Source organism: Virgibacillus necropolis (genome assembly GCF_002224365.1).
GTDB lineage: Bacteria > Bacillota > Bacilli > Bacillales > Amphibacillaceae > Virgibacillus_F > Virgibacillus_F necropolis.
The window spans coordinates 4,141,322-4,157,390 of the sequence record NZ_CP022437.1 but is presented as its reverse complement, the minus strand read 5'-3'; the positions used below and the strand labels follow the sequence as shown (position 1 = coordinate 4,157,390).

Annotated in this window: 8 protein-coding genes, 14 tRNA genes and 3 rRNA genes; 24 read left to right on the top strand and 1 reads right to left on the bottom strand. The window is 42.8% G+C overall.

Features of this window, described 5'->3' with window-relative positions; genetic code table 11:
• Window positions 1-2,169, top strand: coding sequence for a Tex family protein (locus CFK40_RS19770; protein ID WP_089534072.1), 2,169 nt, complete (start codon window positions 1-3; stop codon window positions 2,167-2,169).
• 177 nt (window positions 2,170-2,346) lie between these two features.
• On the opposite strand, the gene CFK40_RS19765 is transcribed toward CFK40_RS19770, so the two are convergent.
• Window positions 2,347-3,807, bottom strand: a complete 1,461-nt coding sequence (locus CFK40_RS19765; protein WP_089534071.1) for a catalase — start codon at window positions 3,805-3,807, stop codon at window positions 2,347-2,349.
• Between the two features lie 276 nt (window positions 3,808-4,083).
• Between CFK40_RS19765 and CFK40_RS19760 the strand changes: the two genes are divergently transcribed.
• From CFK40_RS19760 to tsaD, 23 genes are all read left to right on the top strand, one after another.
• A complete protein-coding gene (locus CFK40_RS19760) occupies window positions 4,084-4,536 on the top strand; it encodes a SprT family protein (RefSeq protein WP_089534070.1) in 453 nt (150 codons plus the stop codon).
• A 428-nt stretch (window positions 4,537-4,964) separates the two neighbouring features.
• Window positions 4,965-5,039 (top strand) — tRNA-Asn (locus CFK40_RS19755).
• A 3-nt stretch (window positions 5,040-5,042) separates the two neighbouring features.
• Window positions 5,043-5,133: transfer RNA gene (locus CFK40_RS19750), tRNA-Ser, on the top strand.
• Between the two features lie 9 nt (window positions 5,134-5,142).
• A tRNA-Glu gene (locus tag CFK40_RS19745) sits at window positions 5,143-5,214 on the top strand.
• Window positions 5,215-5,321: 107 nt separating this feature from the next.
• A tRNA-Asp gene (locus CFK40_RS19740) sits at window positions 5,322-5,398 on the top strand.
• A 4-nt stretch (window positions 5,399-5,402) separates the two neighbouring features.
• Window positions 5,403-5,477, top strand: a tRNA-Gln gene (locus tag CFK40_RS19735).
• 171 nt (window positions 5,478-5,648) lie between these two features.
• A tRNA-Lys gene (locus tag CFK40_RS19730) sits at window positions 5,649-5,721 on the top strand.
• Between the two features lie 22 nt (window positions 5,722-5,743).
• Window positions 5,744-5,825: transfer RNA gene (locus CFK40_RS19725), tRNA-Leu, on the top strand.
• A 56-nt stretch (window positions 5,826-5,881) separates the two neighbouring features.
• Window positions 5,882-5,965, top strand: a tRNA-Leu gene (locus CFK40_RS19720).
• A gap of 86 nt (window positions 5,966-6,051) precedes the next feature.
• Window positions 6,052-6,125, top strand: a tRNA-Arg gene (locus CFK40_RS19715).
• Window positions 6,126-6,134: 9 nt separating this feature from the next.
• Window positions 6,135-6,211: transfer RNA gene (locus tag CFK40_RS19710), tRNA-Pro, on the top strand.
• Between the two features lie 31 nt (window positions 6,212-6,242).
• Window positions 6,243-6,316 (top strand) — tRNA-Gly (locus tag CFK40_RS19705).
• A gap of 20 nt (window positions 6,317-6,336) precedes the next feature.
• Window positions 6,337-6,410, top strand: a tRNA-Ile gene (locus tag CFK40_RS19700).
• A 100-nt stretch (window positions 6,411-6,510) separates the two neighbouring features.
• A 16S ribosomal RNA gene (locus CFK40_RS19695) occupies window positions 6,511-8,076 on the top strand.
• A 226-nt stretch (window positions 8,077-8,302) separates the two neighbouring features.
• Window positions 8,303-11,224 (top strand): 23S ribosomal RNA (locus CFK40_RS19690).
• A gap of 118 nt (window positions 11,225-11,342) precedes the next feature.
• A 5S ribosomal RNA gene (rrf, locus tag CFK40_RS19685) occupies window positions 11,343-11,458 on the top strand.
• The 16S, 23S and 5S rRNA genes sit together here with 14 tRNA genes alongside, the layout of an rRNA operon.
• Before the next feature lie 42 nt (window positions 11,459-11,500).
• Window positions 11,501-11,577, top strand: a tRNA-Met gene (locus tag CFK40_RS19680).
• A 31-nt stretch (window positions 11,578-11,608) separates the two neighbouring features.
• Window positions 11,609-11,685: transfer RNA gene (locus CFK40_RS19675), tRNA-Asp, on the top strand.
• A 262-nt stretch (window positions 11,686-11,947) separates the two neighbouring features.
• A complete protein-coding gene (thiL, locus tag CFK40_RS19670) occupies window positions 11,948-12,910 on the top strand; it encodes a thiamine-phosphate kinase (protein WP_089534069.1) in 963 nt (320 codons plus the stop codon).
• A gap of 8 nt (window positions 12,911-12,918) precedes the next feature.
• Window positions 12,919-13,374, top strand: a complete 456-nt coding sequence (gene tsaE, locus CFK40_RS19665; RefSeq protein WP_089534068.1) for a tRNA (adenosine(37)-N6)-threonylcarbamoyltransferase complex ATPase subunit type 1 TsaE — start codon at window positions 12,919-12,921, stop codon at window positions 13,372-13,374.
• A 40-nt stretch (window positions 13,375-13,414) separates the two neighbouring features.
• On the top strand, window positions 13,415-14,122 hold the full coding sequence (tsaB, locus tag CFK40_RS19660) for a tRNA (adenosine(37)-N6)-threonylcarbamoyltransferase complex dimerization subunit type 1 TsaB (RefSeq protein ID WP_089534067.1): 708 nt from the start codon (window positions 13,415-13,417) through the stop codon (window positions 14,120-14,122).
• Window positions 14,115-14,561, top strand: a complete 447-nt coding sequence (gene rimI / locus CFK40_RS19655; protein WP_089534066.1) for a ribosomal protein S18-alanine N-acetyltransferase — start codon at window positions 14,115-14,117, stop codon at window positions 14,559-14,561. Before tsaB ends, rimI begins: the two co-directional genes overlap by 8 nt.
• Entirely contained in the window at window positions 14,561-15,571 is a 1,011-nt protein-coding gene (tsaD, locus tag CFK40_RS19650; RefSeq protein ID WP_089534461.1) for a tRNA (adenosine(37)-N6)-threonylcarbamoyltransferase complex transferase subunit TsaD, read from the top strand. The genes rimI and tsaD overlap by 1 nt, the downstream gene beginning before the upstream one ends.
• The last annotated feature ends 498 nt before the right edge of the window (window positions 15,572-16,069 follow it).

Sequence of the window (16,069 nt, the reverse complement as noted above, 5' to 3'; positions counted from 1 at the left end):
ATGTCAGTAGAAATTGATCAGGATATTATAAAATGGGTTGCAAAAGAGACAACAGTTAAATCAAATGTAGTAAACACAGTGATTGGATTAATGGAAGAAGGAAATACCGTTCCATTTATTGCACGGTATCGAAAGGAAATAACAGGTGGTCTAGATGAAGTACAGATAAAGTCAGTACAAGATAAATGGCAGTATGCTGTCAACTTAGCAAGTCGAAAAGAGGAAGTAATTCGACTCATTGATGAACAAGGAAAACTAACAGATGAGTTAGAAAAGGAAATTGCAGATGCTACACAACTGCAGCGAGTGGAAGACTTATATCGACCGTATAAACAAAAACGTCGAACCAAGGCAACGATAGCAAAAGAAAAAGGCCTTGAACCATTTGCTGAATTAATATGGAACCAGGGTCAGATTGATTTAGAAGGGGAAGCACAAAAGTATCTTTCAGAAGAACACGAAATACATACAGTTGAAGATGTTCTAGCGGGTGCTAATGATATTATTGCAGAGTGGATATCGGATGATCCAGAATACCGTGACTTTATCAGGGGAGAAACGTTTAAAAAAGGCACCATCGAATCAGCGGTAAAAGATCGCGAGAAAGATGAAAAAGGCGTCTATGAAATGTACTATGAATATAATGAAGCAATTCGTACATTGGCGGCCCATCGAACGTTAGCATTAAATCGTGGGGAAAAAGATGATGTATTAAGAGTTTCCATTGAACCGCCAACAGAACGCGTTTTAAACTATTTGCAAAAGAAAACTATAAAGTCTGCGAGCCAACACGATCTTGTAGTATTTTTACAGCAGGTAATTGAAGATAGTTACAAACGGTTAATCCAACCATCAATAGCACGGGAAATACGTAATTCACTTACAGAAAAAGCCGAACAACAAGCGATTAAGATTTTTTCTGAAAACCTGAAAAACCTGTTATTACAGCCCCCTTTAAAAGGGAAGACAGTACTTGGAGTTGATCCAGCCTTCCGTACAGGTTGTAAGCTGGCAGTTGTTGATGAAACAGGGAAAGTACATAAAGTCAATGTTATGTATCCAACAGCACCAAAAAATGATTTTGCAGGATCAGAGAAAATTGTATTAGAGTATGTGAAGAAATACGATGTAGAGTTAATTGCGATTGGTAATGGAACAGCATCGCGGGAAACAGAACAGTTTATCGCTGATGTGATTCAAAACAATAAATTGGATGTTCCGTACATCATCGTAAATGAGGCCGGAGCAAGTGTCTATTCTGCCTCTGCATTAGCACGTGAAGAATTTCCTGACTTACAGGTTGAAGAAAGAAGTGCTGCTTCCATCGCAAGACGTGTTCAGGATCCACTGGCTGAGCTTGTAAAAATAGACCCAAAATCAATTGGAGTTGGACAATATCAGCATGACGTTAGCCAAAAAGAGCTGAATGAATCGTTATCTTTCGTAGTAGAAACAGCTGTAAACCAGGTTGGCGTTAATGTGAACACTGCTTCATCCAGTTTATTGCAGCATGTTTCCGGGCTAAGCAAAACAGTTGCGAATAACGTTGTGAACAAACGAAACGAGGAAGGCAAGTTTACTAAACGGACGCAACTGAAAAAAATCCCGCGTTTAGGTGCAAAAACATACGAGCAAAGTATAGGGTTTTTACGAATCTTTGATGGGGAGCATCCGTTAGATCGAACACCTATTCATCCTGAAAGCTACCCGCAAACAAAAAAACTCTTGGAAATGCTAGGGTGTAAAATAACTGACTTAGGTAGAAGTGAATTGCAGGATAAGCTTCGTGATGTTAACAAGAAAGAAGTCGCAGAAAAACTTGATATCGGAGAATTAACGTTAGAAGACATCATGCAAGCGTTAATTCGTCCTGAACGGGACCCGCGTGATGACTTTCCGCAACCGATATTAAAGCAAAATGTATTAAAAATGGAAGATTTGCAACCAGGAATGGAAATGCAGGGAACAGTAAGGAATGTAGTGGACTTCGGTGTCTTTGTTGATATTGGGGTGAAACAGGATGGACTGGTCCATATATCAAAAATGGCCAACAAATTTGTTAAGCATCCAATGGATATTGCTTCAGTAGGAGATGTGGTAACAGTTTGGGTGGACAACTTTGATGCGAATAAAGGTAGGATTGCATTATCGATGGTTGAAAAAGGTTAAAAAAAGGATTTCTGCTTTATTTTAAGCAGAAATCCTTTTTTGGCAGAAAGAAAGGATAAATTCTTTCTTTCTGCATAAGTTCAACTAAGGCTTTCGCCATTAAGGCCTGGCGAGAAGCCAAGTTTTCTAAGCAGTTAAGAAAGTATATCCATACTTCTATCTGCCTTAGTTATCTAATTATTTTACTTCTTCTGGAACAGATAATCCCAATCCTGCTGCAACGCGTGCGCCGTAATCAGGGTCCGCTTTATAAAAATGCTCAATTTGACGAAGTTTGATATCATCTCTTTCAACTGGTTCCATGTGATTTACAACCGCTTGAATAAGACGATCCTTTTCGTCTGGGCTCATTAATCTGTATAGATCACCAGCTTGAGTGAAATGATCATCATTTTCGTAAACTACGCTATCAGCTTCTCCGTATACTTCAAATGGATTAATTTTTGATGGTGTATCTTCTCTTGGTCCATCAAAACTGTTAGGTTCATAGTTTACTGACCCTCCGCCATTATTATCTACACGCATTTGTCCATCACGTTGATAACTTTTCGCTTCGTTTATTGGGCGGTTAATCGGCAACTGTTGATGATTTGCCCCGATACGATATCGATGTGCATCAGAATATCCAAACAGACGACCCTGTAGCATTTTATCTGGTGATGCCTCAATACCTGGTACAAAGTTTCCAGGAGAAAATGCTGCTTGTTCAACCTCAGCAAAATAATTCTCAGGATTACGATTTAGGACCATACGACCAAGTTCAATACGTGGGTAATCATTTTTGGACCACGTTTTTGTAACATCAAACGGATCCCATTTATAAGATTTTGCATCTTCAAAAGGCATAATTTGAACGTATACCTTCCATGCAGGGAAGTCTCCACTATCAATTGAATTGAATAGATCTTCCGTATGATAGTCTGGGTTGTCCCCAGCAATTTCTGTCGCAACACTTTCTTCTAGTGCTTTAACGCCCTGTTCAGCTATAAAGTGATATTTCACCCAGGACGGCTCTCCTTGGTCATTTACCCATTTGAATGTATGGCTACCATATCCATTCATGTGTCGTAATGTAGCTGGGATACCACGATCGCCATGTAAATAAGTTACTTGGTGAAGTGATTCAGGGGATAATGACCAGAAATCCCAAGTCATGTTAGGGTCTTTTAAGTTTGTTTTTGGATTACGTTTTTGTGTATGAATAAAATCAGGAAACTTAATTGCGTCTTGAATGAAGAAAATAGGTGTATTGTTTCCTACTAAATCATAGTTTCCTTCTTCTGTATAAAATTTTAATGCAAATCCACGTGGATCTCGAACAGTTTCAGCAGAACCTAATTCACCTGCAACTGTAGAAAAACGTGCAAACATTGGTGTACGCTTGCCAACTTCACTTAGAAAGTGAGCTTTTGTGTATTTTGATAGATCATTAGTTACTTCGAAATAGCCATGAGCACCCGCACCCTTTGCATGAACAACACGCTCTGGAACGCGTTCGCGGTTAAAATGTGCTAGTTTTTCTAAAAGGTGTACATCCTGAATTAATACTGGACCTCTAGAACCGGCCGTGATTGAATTTTGATTGTCTCCCACTGGAGCACCTGATGCGGTTGTTAATCTCTTTTTTTCATTACTCATTCGTGAAACACCTCTCCTTTTGATTAAAATCAATCTATATTAATTATAATATAAACCTATTAAAAATCAATATTTATTTATAATTATTTTAAATAAGAGTTATAAAGAGTTGTTAAACTGCCATATTCACCAGTTTACTTGAAAAAATAATAGAATCCTAATTCTTTGCTCATGTATCATTTGGTCTGCCTAAATGAGTATTTGGATTTTTTGAAAAATGTAAGAGTATTTTATATTGTGTTAGAATGAATTCAATACAATAAAAGGATGCATAGTATGAATCTATTAAATGAAAAAGAATTATATGAGCTTGTATACGATATTTCATCAAACTATTTTAATAAACCATTTAAAGATCAAGTTCGGTTCAATTCAAGATTACGCACAACTGGGGGCAGGTATATTCCTTCTAAAAGGATAATTGAATTAAATCCTAAGTATGTATTGGAGATGGATGAAGATGAGTTTATTGGAATTATTAAACATGAGTTATGTCATTATCATCTTCATATAGAAGGAAAGGGTTGTAAACATGGAGATTTAGACTTTAGAAATTTATTAAAAAAGACAGGCTCACCAAGACATTGCAATCCACTACCTTCATATAAAAAAGAAAAAAGACACCATTACATTTGTGAAAGTTGTAGACGCGTATATAAAAGGCAACGGAGGGTTAACGTTACTAAGTATAGATGTGGGAAGTGTGGTGGGAAGCTAAGGGCTCAATAAATCTACCCTAGAAAAACATCGCACAAAGAAATCATCTATATATTTTCGTGGAACACTCGAACACTTAGCGATCCTATTTTAATTAGGTGATTTAAAAAAACTGATTGTTATGCAAAAATTCAGGGAAGATAAAATATAATAAAGAGCAAAAACCTGATAGAAATCCATTGACGAAAGTATGCTTCCGTGTTAAATTAAATAAGCCCTAAAGAAACGGGCGAACAATTTTACATAAAGCAATTGACAATACGGGTAAGTTATTGTAAAATGTTTCAAGTCGTGATAATTTTAAGTACTATGATTCACTATTTTAGATTATTCCACAGTAGCTTGATCGAACGGTTTATGTTTGATCATGCGAGGAAAGTTCTTCTTGACGAGCAGGCCCAAGTTAGATTGTACTGCTATGATTCACTATTTTAGATTATTCCACAGTAGCTCAGTGGTAGAGCTATCGGCTGTTAACCGATCGGTCGTAGGTTCGAATCCTACCTGTGGAGCCATACGGAGAAGTACTCAAGTGGCTGAAGAGGCGCCCCTGCTAAGGGTGTAGGTCGTGTAAGCGGCGCGAGGGTTCAAATCCCTCCTTCTCCGCCATACATATATGGCCCGTTGGTCAAGTGGTTAAGACACCGCCCTTTCACGGCGGTATCACGGGTTCGAATCCCGTACGGGTCATCATTTACGCTTTAAGGAATTATAAAACTCTTAAGGTTTAAGTAAAAGTATAAAAATAGGCTTTCTAATGATTGTGGTAAGCCAATTTTTCTAATATGTTTTGGACTGGTCCGGTAGTTCAGCTGGTTAGAATGCCTGCCTGTCACGCAGGAGGTCGCGGGTTCGAGTCCCGTCCGGACCGCCATTAATGGGCTATAGCCAAGCGGTAAGGCAGCAGGTTTTGATCCTGTCATTCCCAGGTTCGAATCCTGGTAGCCCAGCCATTTTTTATTAATGGTAAATATGAGTTATTAATTGTAGTTGATAGAATGGCGATAATACCTCTATTGAATCACTACTGTATATTATTAGGTTGCAAGATGGTAATTTCTAGTTTCTACTATGACATCAGGGCATCTAATAACGAAAGCTATCATTAGTTTAATTTTATTTATGAGCCATTAGCTCAGTTGGTAGAGCATCTGACTTTTAATCAGAGGGTCGAAGGTTCGAATCCTTCATGGCTCATCCCGAATTGTTTGTATTCTTTGCGGGTGTGGCGGAACTGGCAGACGCGCTAGACTTAGGATCTAGTGTCTTATGACGTGGGGGTTCGACTCCCTTCACCCGCATATTTACATGCGAACTGCTGTGTATTCCACAGCGTTTTGTTTTTGTGAAGGTATATGCGGTCGTGGCGGAATGGCAGACGCGCTAGGTTGAGGGCCTAGTCGGTGAATAACCGGTGGAAGTTCGAGTCTTCTCGACCGCATTCAATTTAAAATACATTCTTATTTTTTTAAAAAACTATTGCATTTAAATTGTGAACATGGTATATTAGTGAATGTCGCTTCAAAAGCGCCCGTAGCTCAATTGGATAGAGTACTTGACTACGAATCAAGGGGTTAGAGGTTCGAGTCCTCTCGGGCGCACTATATTCTCGGGAAGTAGCTCAGCTTGGTAGAGCACATGGTTTGGGACCATGGGGTCGCAGGTTCAAATCCTGTCTTCCCGACCATCGGAACCAGAAACTTTTAATAACTTTATATGCGGGTATAGTTTAGTGGTAAAACCTCAGCCTTCCAAGCTGATGATGGGGGTTCGATTCCCCCTACCCGCTCCAATATTCATTCTAATTATGGTGGGCCTGTAGCTCAGCTGGTTAGAGCGCACGCCTGATAAGCGTGAGGTCGGTGGTTCGAGTCCACTCAGGCCCATTTTGCTCCTTGAAAACTGAACAAAACAACCAAGTATGTAAGTAACGAAACAAAGCTAAGACAATTGATAAAATCGATTGGTGTCGATTTTATTCAAACTTTTTTGGAGAGTTTGATCTTGGCTCAGGACGAACGCTGGCGGCGTGCCTAATACATGCAAGTCGAGCGCGGGAAGCAAGCAATCACCCTTCGGGGTGTGAGCTTGTGGAACGAGCGGCGGACGGGTGAGTAACACGTGGGCAACCTACCTGTAAGATTGGGATAACCCCGGGAAACCGGAGCTAATACCGAATAATACTTTTTATCACATGGTAGAAAGTTGAAAGGCGGCTTTTGCTGTCACTTACAGATGGGCCCGCGTCGCATTAGCTAGTTGGTGGGGTAATGGCCTACCAAGGCGACGATGCGTAGCCGACCTGAGAGGGTGATCGGCCACACTGGGACTGAGACACGGCCCAGACTCCTACGGGAGGCAGCAGTAGGGAATCTTCCGCAATGGACGAAAGTCTGACGGAGCAACGCCGCGTGAGTGATGAAGGTTTTCGGATCGTAAAACTCTGTTGTTAGGGAAGAACAAGTATCGTTCGAATAGGGCGGTACCATGACGGTACCTAACCAGAAAGCCCCGGCTAACTACGTGCCAGCAGCCGCGGTAATACGTAGGGGGCAAGCGTTGTCCGGAATTATTGGGCGTAAAGCGCTCGCAGGCGGTCTTTTAAGTCTGATGTGAAAGCCCACGGCTTAACCGTGGAGGGTCATTGGAAACTGGAGGACTTGAGTACAGAAGAGGAGAGTGGAATTCCACGTGTAGCGGTGAAATGCGTAGAGATGTGGAGGAACACCAGTGGCGAAGGCGACTCTCTGGTCTGTAACTGACGCTGAGGAGCGAAAGCGTGGGGAGCGAACAGGATTAGATACCCTGGTAGTCCACGCCGTAAACGATGAGTGCTAGGTGTTAGGGGGTTTCCGCCCCTTAGTGCTGAAGTTAACGCATTAAGCACTCCGCCTGGGGAGTACGGCCGCAAGGCTGAAACTCAAAAGAATTGACGGGGGCCCGCACAAGCGGTGGAGCATGTGGTTTAATTCGAAGCAACGCGAAGAACCTTACCAGGTCTTGACATCCTCTGATAGCGATAGAGATATCGTGTTCCCTTCGGGGACAGAGTGACAGGTGGTGCATGGTTGTCGTCAGCTCGTGTCGTGAGATGTTGGGTTAAGTCCCGCAACGAGCGCAACCCTTGATCTTAGTTGCCAGCATTCAGTTGGGCACTCTAAGGTGACTGCCGGTGACAAACCGGAGGAAGGTGGGGATGACGTCAAATCATCATGCCCCTTATGACCTGGGCTACACACGTGCTACAATGGATGGAACAAAGGGACGCGAAGCCGCGAGGTGTAGCAAATCCCATAAAACCATTCTCAGTTCGGATTGTAGGCTGCAACTCGCCTACATGAAGCCGGAATCGCTAGTAATCGCGGATCAGCATGCCGCGGTGAATACGTTCCCGGGCCTTGTACACACCGCCCGTCACACCACGAGAGTTGGCAACACCCGAAGTCGGTGAGGTAACCTTTATGGAGCCAGCCGCCGAAGGTGGGGCCAATGATTGGGGTGAAGTCGTAACAAGGTAGCCGTATCGGAAGGTGCGGCTGGATCACCTCCTTTCTAAGGAAAAACAGAAAGCGGAAGCTATTCGTAGTGGAAGCCGTACTGTTTAACGGAAAATCGGTGACGCTTGTCGTCATCGATAAGACCTGCCATTGGTAGGCCTTGCATACATGGTTGTTTGTTCAGTTTTGAGGGATGCGAATCTCTCTTTTTGTACCTTGAAAACTAAATAAGAGCAAGATAGACAACGACATCAAAAACGTAAGTTCTTAATCATAAAGATAGTTAAGTGAAGAAGAGCGCACGGTGAATGCCTTGGCACTAGGAGCCGATGAAGGACGGGACTAACACCGATATGCCTCGGGGAGTCGTAAGTAGACTTTGATCCGAGGATTTCCGAATGGGGAAACCCACTGTTCGTAATGGAGCAGTACGCGTATCTGAATACATAGGATACGCGTGGCAGACCCGGGGAACTGAAACATCTCATTACCCGGAGGAAGAGAAAGCAAATGCGATTTCCTAAGTAGCGGCGAGCGAAACGGAATCAGCCCAAACCAGAAAGCTTGCTTTCTGGGGTTGTAGGACACTCCATTGGAGTTACAAAGAAATTCTTTAGATGAATCGATCTGGAACGATCAGCCATAGCGGGTAAGAGCCCTGTAATCGAAAAAGAGTTTCCTCCGGAGTGGATCCTGAGTACGGCGGAACACGAGAAATTCCGTCGGAATCTGGGAGGACCATCTCCCAAGGCTAAATACTACCTAGTGACCGATAGTGAACCAGTACCGTGAGGGAAAGGTGAAAAGCACCCCGGAAGGGGAGTGAAAGAGATCCTGAAACCGTGCGCTTACAAGTAGTCGAAGCCCGTTAATGGGTGACGGCGTACCTTTTGTAGAATGGACCGGCGAGTTACGATCGTATGCGAGGTTAAGTGGAAGACACGGAGCCGCAGCGAAAGCGAGTCTGAATAGGGCGAATTAGTATGCGGTCGTAGACCCGAAACCGTGTGATCTACCCATGTCCAGGGTGAAGGTCAGGTAACACTGACTGGAGGCCCGAACCCACGTATGTTGAAAAATGCGGGGATGAGGTGTGGGTAGGGGTGAAATGCCAATCGAACACGGAGATAGCTGGTTCTCTCCGAAATAGCTTTAGGGCTAGCCTCAGGCAGATGCGTACTGGAGGTAGAGCACTGATTGGACTAGGGGCCCTCACCGGGTTACCGAATTCAGTCAAACTCCGAATGCCAGCTACGTAAGCCTGGGAGTCAGACTATGGGTGATAAGGTTCATAGTCGAAAGGGAAACAGCCCAGACCGCCAGCTAAGGTCCCAAAGTATACGTTAAGTGGAAAAGGATGTGGAGTTGCCCAGACAACCAGGATGTTGGCTTAGAAGCAGCCATCATTTAAAGAGTGCGTAATAGCTCACTGGTCGAGTGACTCTGCGCCGAAAATGTACCGGGGCTAAACGTATCACCGAAGCTGCGGATTGTTCTATGAACAATGGTAGGAGAGCGTTCGAAGTGCAGTGAAGTCAGACCGTGAGGACTGGTGGAGCGCTTCGAAGTGAGAATGCCGGTATGAGTAGCGAAAAAAGAGTGAGAATCTCTTTCACCGAAAGCCCAAGGTTTCCTGAGGAAGGCTCGTCCGCTCAGGGTTAGTCGGGACCTAAGCCGAGGCCGACAGGCGTAGGCGATGGACAACAGGTAGATATTCCTGTACCACCTCATGAACGTTTGAACGATGGGGGGACGCAGTAGGATAAGGAATGCGCACGATTGGAAATGTGCGCCCAAGCAGCAAGGGAGTTGGATTGGCAAATCCGTCCAACAATTCTGAGCTGTGATGGGGAGGGAACTAAAGTACCGAAGTTCTGGATTTCACACTGCCAAGAAAAGCCTCTAGTGAGTTCATAGGTGCCCGTACCGCAAACCGACACAGGTAGGCGAGGAGAGAATCCTAAGGTGATCGGGAGAACTCTCGTTAAGGAACTCGGCAAAATGACCCCGTAACTTCGGGAGAAGGGGTGCTCCTTTAAGGAGGAGCCGCAGTGAATAGGCCCAAGCGACTGTTTAGCAAAAACACAGGTCTCTGCGAAGCCGAAAGGCGAAGTATAGGGGCTGACACCTGCCCGGTGCTGGAAGGTTAAGGGGAAAGGTTAGCACCTTCGGGTGCGAAGCTTAGAACCGAAGCCCCAGTAAACGGCGGCCGTAACTATAACGGTCCTAAGGTAGCGAAATTCCTTGTCGGGTAAGTTCCGACCCGCACGAAAGGTGCAACGACTTGGGCACTGTCTCAACGAGAGACCCGGTGAAATTATACTATGCGTGAAGATGCGCATTACCCGCGACAGGACGGAAAGACCCCGTGGAGCTTTACTGTAGCCTGATATTGAATGTTGGTACAGCTTGTACAGGATAGGTGGGAGCCTTGGAAACCGGAGCGCTAGCTTCGGTGGAGGCATCCGTGGGATACCACCCTGGCTGTACGGACCTTCTAACCCAGGACCGTAATCCGGTTCGGAGACAGTGTCAGGCGGGCAGTTTGACTGGGGCGGTCGCCTCCTAAAGAGTAACGGAGGCGCCCAAAGGTTCCCTCAGAATGGTTGGAAATCATTCGTAGAGTGTAAAGGCAGAAGGGAGCTTGACTGCGAGACCTACAAGTCGAGCAGGGACGAAAGTCGGGCTTAGTGATCCGGTGGTTCCGCATGGAAGGGCCATCGCTCAACGGATAAAAGCTACCCCGGGGATAACAGGCTTATCTCCCCCAAGAGTTCACATCGACGGGGAGGTTTGGCACCTCGATGTCGGCTCATCGCATCCTGGGGCTGTAGTCGGTCCCAAGGGTTGGGCTGTTCGCCCATTAAAGCGGTACGCGAGCTGGGTTCAGAACGTCGTGAGACAGTTCGGTCCCTATCCGTCGTGGGCGCTGGAAGTTTGAGAGGAGCTGTCCTTAGTACGAGAGGACCGGGATGGACACACCGCTGGTGTACCAGTTGTTCCGCCAGGAGCATAGCTGGGTAGCTACGTGTGGAAAGGATAAGTGCTGAAAGCATCTAAGCATGAAGCCCCCCTCAAGATGAGACTTCCCATCACTTTCGAGTGAGTAAGATCCCTCAGAGACGATGAGGTTGATAGGTTCGAGGTGGAAGCGTGGTGACACGTGCAGCTGACGAATACTAATCGATCGAGGACTTAACTAACAATTCTTGATGTCACTATTGCGCTCTTATTTAGTTTTTAGGGTACAAAGTTAAAAAGATGCTTGCATTTTGATGCAAGAATGCTTATAATGAATCTTGTCCTTAAATTTTAGCATGGTCTGGTAGTAATAGCGGAGAAGTCACACCTGTTCCCATACCGAACACAGTAGTTAAGCTCTCCAGCGCCGATGGTAGTTAGGACTTTGTCCTTGCAAGAGTAGGACGCCGCCAGGCTATACCTGAAATGGGTATGATAATTTAATACTTTCTTTATATCGCGGGGTGGAGCAGTCCGGTAGCTCGTTGGGCTCATAACCCAAAGGTCGCAGGTTCGAATCCTGCCCCCGCAACCAATTAATTTCCCATAACAAACTTACATGAATTGGTCCGGTAGTTCAGCTGGTTAGAATGCCTGCCTGTCACGCAGGAGGTCGCGGGTTCGAGTCCCGTCCGGACCGCCACTATAATAAAATTTACGCACATGTTTTCATAATCTGAAGATATGTGTTTTTATATATTCAAAACCCGAAATGGTTTACTACAGTCTATAATGTACCATCATCCACATGACTCCACCACCCGAAATGGTTAGAACTCGTTACATCCTTCATCACATAATTCACCTTATCTATACAGTTTTATTATTATTTTTCCCTTTTACCTCTGTTTTTGCTATCATAACTATAGGATTATTTGTTTTGAAGTAAAGGCTGGTGGAAAAGAGTGGATGAATTTTCTTTTATTCAATCAATTAAACAAGATACATATAGGCAACCGTCTTTATTAAAAGGTGTTGGTGATGATGCAGCTGTTTTTCGTCAATCATCTGAGGATGTTGTTATTGCTGTTGATACATTCGTTGAACATGTACACTTTTCAAAAGAAACGATGAAACCCTTTCATATTGGCCATCGCGTGTTAGCTGCTAATATTAGTGATATTGCTGCAATGGGAGGCAGACCAGCTTTTTATCTTGTTTCAATTGTTATACCTAAGCATTCTACTACAATAGAAAGAAATGAATTATTTGCAGGTATGCGGTCACTGTCAGATAGATATAAAATGGATCTAATTGGTGGTGATACAGTTAGTGGTCAAGAAATGTCAATTTCTGTTACTGTAATAGGTTATGTACCACAAAAAAAGGCAAGATATCGTAGTGATGCAAGGGAAGACGATATTGTTTTTGTCACTGGCACGCTAGGTGATTCACAGGCTGGCTTCCACATTTTAAATAACCCGGGTAAGTATAGTGATGCGTTTTATTATATTGATAAACATCGTATGCCAATCCCTCAAGTAGAATTTGCACAACAATTGGAAGTAATAGACCGAGTAGCGTTAAACGATATAAGTGATGGAATTGGAAATGAAGCTTCAGAAATTGCAGAGGCTTCAAACGTATCTTTATATCTTTACGAAGAAAAATTACCTACATCCGAATCATATAAGCAATTTCCACTTGAACTCCAAGAAAAGTGGAAACTTTTTGGTGGTGAGGATTTTGAATTGGTCGGAACCGTGTCAAAGGACAACTGGGACTTAGTTCAAGATACTGCAAAAGAGATAGGAATTCATGTGACGGAAATTGGATATGTCAGTCACTATAGAAATAATCATGTCTATTTACATAAAGATAATCAATTAGTCCCATTAAAAAAAGATGGTTATAACCATTTTAAGTAGGTGATGGAATGAGTGAACACCAAATCGAAACACATACAGAAGAAGAGACTAAAAGAGTGGCAACTAGATTAGCTAACTTACTTAGGCCTGGAGACGTTATCACTCTTGAAGGTGATTTAGGGGCAGGTAAAACCACTTTTACAAAAGGAATAGCTACCGGGCTTGGGGTTAAACGAGTTGTGAATAGCCCGACATATACGATCGTTAAGGAATATGAAGGTGAACTTCCTCTCTATCATATGGACGTTTATAGGCTAGAGGATTCTGATGAGGATATCGGTTTTTCTGAATACTTCGAGGGTGAAGGTATATCTGTTGTGGAATGGGCGCATTTTATTAAAGAATACTTACCTCGGGAACGTTTAGATATAAAAATTAACTATATTGATGAACAAAAACGTATGATTGAATTTTATCCGGTTGGAAGTCACTTTAATTGGATAATCTCATCCTTAATCGGTTAGTCATATACACAATCTAGAAATGAATAAGGAGCTCCATAAAATGAATGTACTTGCAATCGATACTTCTAATCAAATCATGGGAGTAGCCATCGTAAAAGATAACATTTTAATTGGTGAAGTCGTGACGAATCTTACGAAGAATCATTCCGTCCGTCTTATGCCAGCTATAGTTCAATTAATGAATGATACCCAGGTGAAGCCAGAAGAATTAGATGAAGTAGTTGTAGCCATGGGACCAGGGTCATTTACTGGTGTAAGAATAGGACTTGCTACAGCAAAAGCTATGGCTTGGTCGCTTGAAATCCCAATTAAAGGTATATCAAGTTTAGAGGTGCTTGCTTATCAAGGCAGCTTTTTCGCATCAGCTATTTGTCCATTTTTTGATGCCAGGCGTGGGATGGTTTATACAGGACTATACCAGTGGAATCATAATAAGATGGAACTAGTTGAGGAAGAGGTTAATATGAAAATGGATGAATGGCTAGATCATTTGGCAAAAGAAAAGAAGCAGATTTTATTTTTAAGCCAAGATATAGAATTGTATAGATCCCTGATTAAGGAAAAGTTGGGTGATTATGCTCTTATCCCGGATGCAAATTTCCATATAGCAAAACCATCTCATTTAGCCTTAGCTGGCAAGGGTAAAAAAGCGAACAATACGCATGCATTAACACCTAATTACTTGCGGTTAGTTGAAGCAGAAGCAAATTGGTTAAAAGCACAAAAGGAAGCGACCAAAAATGGCTGATTTAGTAATTAGGCAAATGGAGCTAACAGACATTGATCCAGTAGTGGAAGTAGAAAAGGCATCCTTTGGGACACCCTGGTCTGAGGATATCTTTTATCAAGAAGTAGTAAAAAATCAATTTGCGCATTATTTTGTAGTAGAAGTAGATAAGAAGATAATTGGTTATGCAGGATTATGGGTGGTCATCGATGATGCTCAAATTACAAATATAGCTATAATGCCAAGCTACCGAGGTAATAAATTGGGCGAGAAGCTTTTTCTGTTTACGATGAAACAGGCGATGCGATTAGGAAGTAAACGTTTATCTCTGGAAGTACGAGTTTCCAACATTATCGCGCAACGGATGTATCGAAAGTTTGGACTTGTACCTGGTGGTTTACGAAAAAACTATTATACAGATAATAAAGAGGATGCATTAGTCATGTGGGTGAATTTATAATGAAAAAAAATACATATATCATGGGAATTGAAACCAGCTGTGATGAAACCGCTGTAGCAATTTTAAAAAATGGAACAGAGGTTTTATCAAATGTGGTAGCATCCCAAATCGAAAGTCATAAAAGGTTTGGTGGGGTTGTTCCTGAAATTGCCTCAAGGCATCATGTAGAACAAATGACAATTGTATTGGAAGAAGCGTTTAATCAAGCAAATGTTACATGGAATCAAATTGATGCAATAACGGTTACAGAAGGGCCAGGCCTAGTAGGTGCATTGCTTGTCGGTGTAAACACGGCAAAGGCACTAGCATTTGCTAAACAAAAGCCTCTTGTTGGGGTTCATCATATCGCAGGTCATATTTATGCAAATCGTCTGGAGAAAGAATTTGAATTTCCTTTGTTGGCTTTAGTAGTTTCAGGTGGACACACAGAGCTCGTTTTGATGCGTGAACATGGTAACTATGAAGTAATAGGGGAAACGCTTGATGATGCGGCTGGTGAGGCCTATGACAAGGTAGCACGGATGCTTAAGCTTCCATATCCGGGTGGCCCATTTATCGACAAACTTGCAGCTGAAGGAACTGAGTCGGTATCACTTCCACGCGCTTGGTTGGAAGAAGGAAGTTTAAATTTCAGTTTCAGTGGATTAAAATCAGCAGTTATCAACACTATCCACAATGCAGAACAACGTAGAGAAAAGTTAAATCCTGAAGATATCGCAGCAAGCTTTCAAGCTAGTGTCGTTGAAGTGCTAACAGAAAAAACTTTTCAAGCTGCAATGAAGTATGATGTGAAGCAGGTAATTGTAGCTGGTGGTGTTGCTGCCAATAAAGGGCTGCGTCATGCGCTTACCAAACGTTTTTTAAACACAGATATTCCGTTACAAATTCCACCAATTCACTTATGCACAGATAATGCCGCGATGATTGCTGCAGCTGGAACAATTGCTTTCGAACAAGGAAAAAGGTCAGCATGGGACTTGAATGCTAATCCTTCTTTGGTGTTAAAGTAAAGTTATCAACAGACTTGTGGATACTTTAATAAAAAACCTTATTCCATAAAGTTATAGGATGTGGGTAATTAATGTGGATAAACTTGTGGTTATCTGTGGAAAATGTGTATAACTAAGTTGAAAACAAGTAATTACACGTATTGACTGTGTATATCTCTGTGGATTATCTTAATAAGTACTAAAAAAGGTTGTTCAAAAAGTCACCAAATGATAAACGGCGAATTTCTTCGTTGGCTTGCCTTTCCGGTCCTCATGTAGGAATAGCCTACATTCCGTTCCTCAAGACTACGCCGCCTCGAACTTCGACGCACAGGACGTGCTAGTGTCGACTTTGCAACAGGACGTTGCGTACTTAGTCGACCTTGTTTCTGGCAACTTTTTGAACACGCACTAAAAAACTGATTCGAACCTGAATTGATTGGGATCGAATCAGTTTTCTATTGTTAATAACTTTTTAAAACCAACTAACTGTGGATTAATACTTTGAGCGTTCTAAGG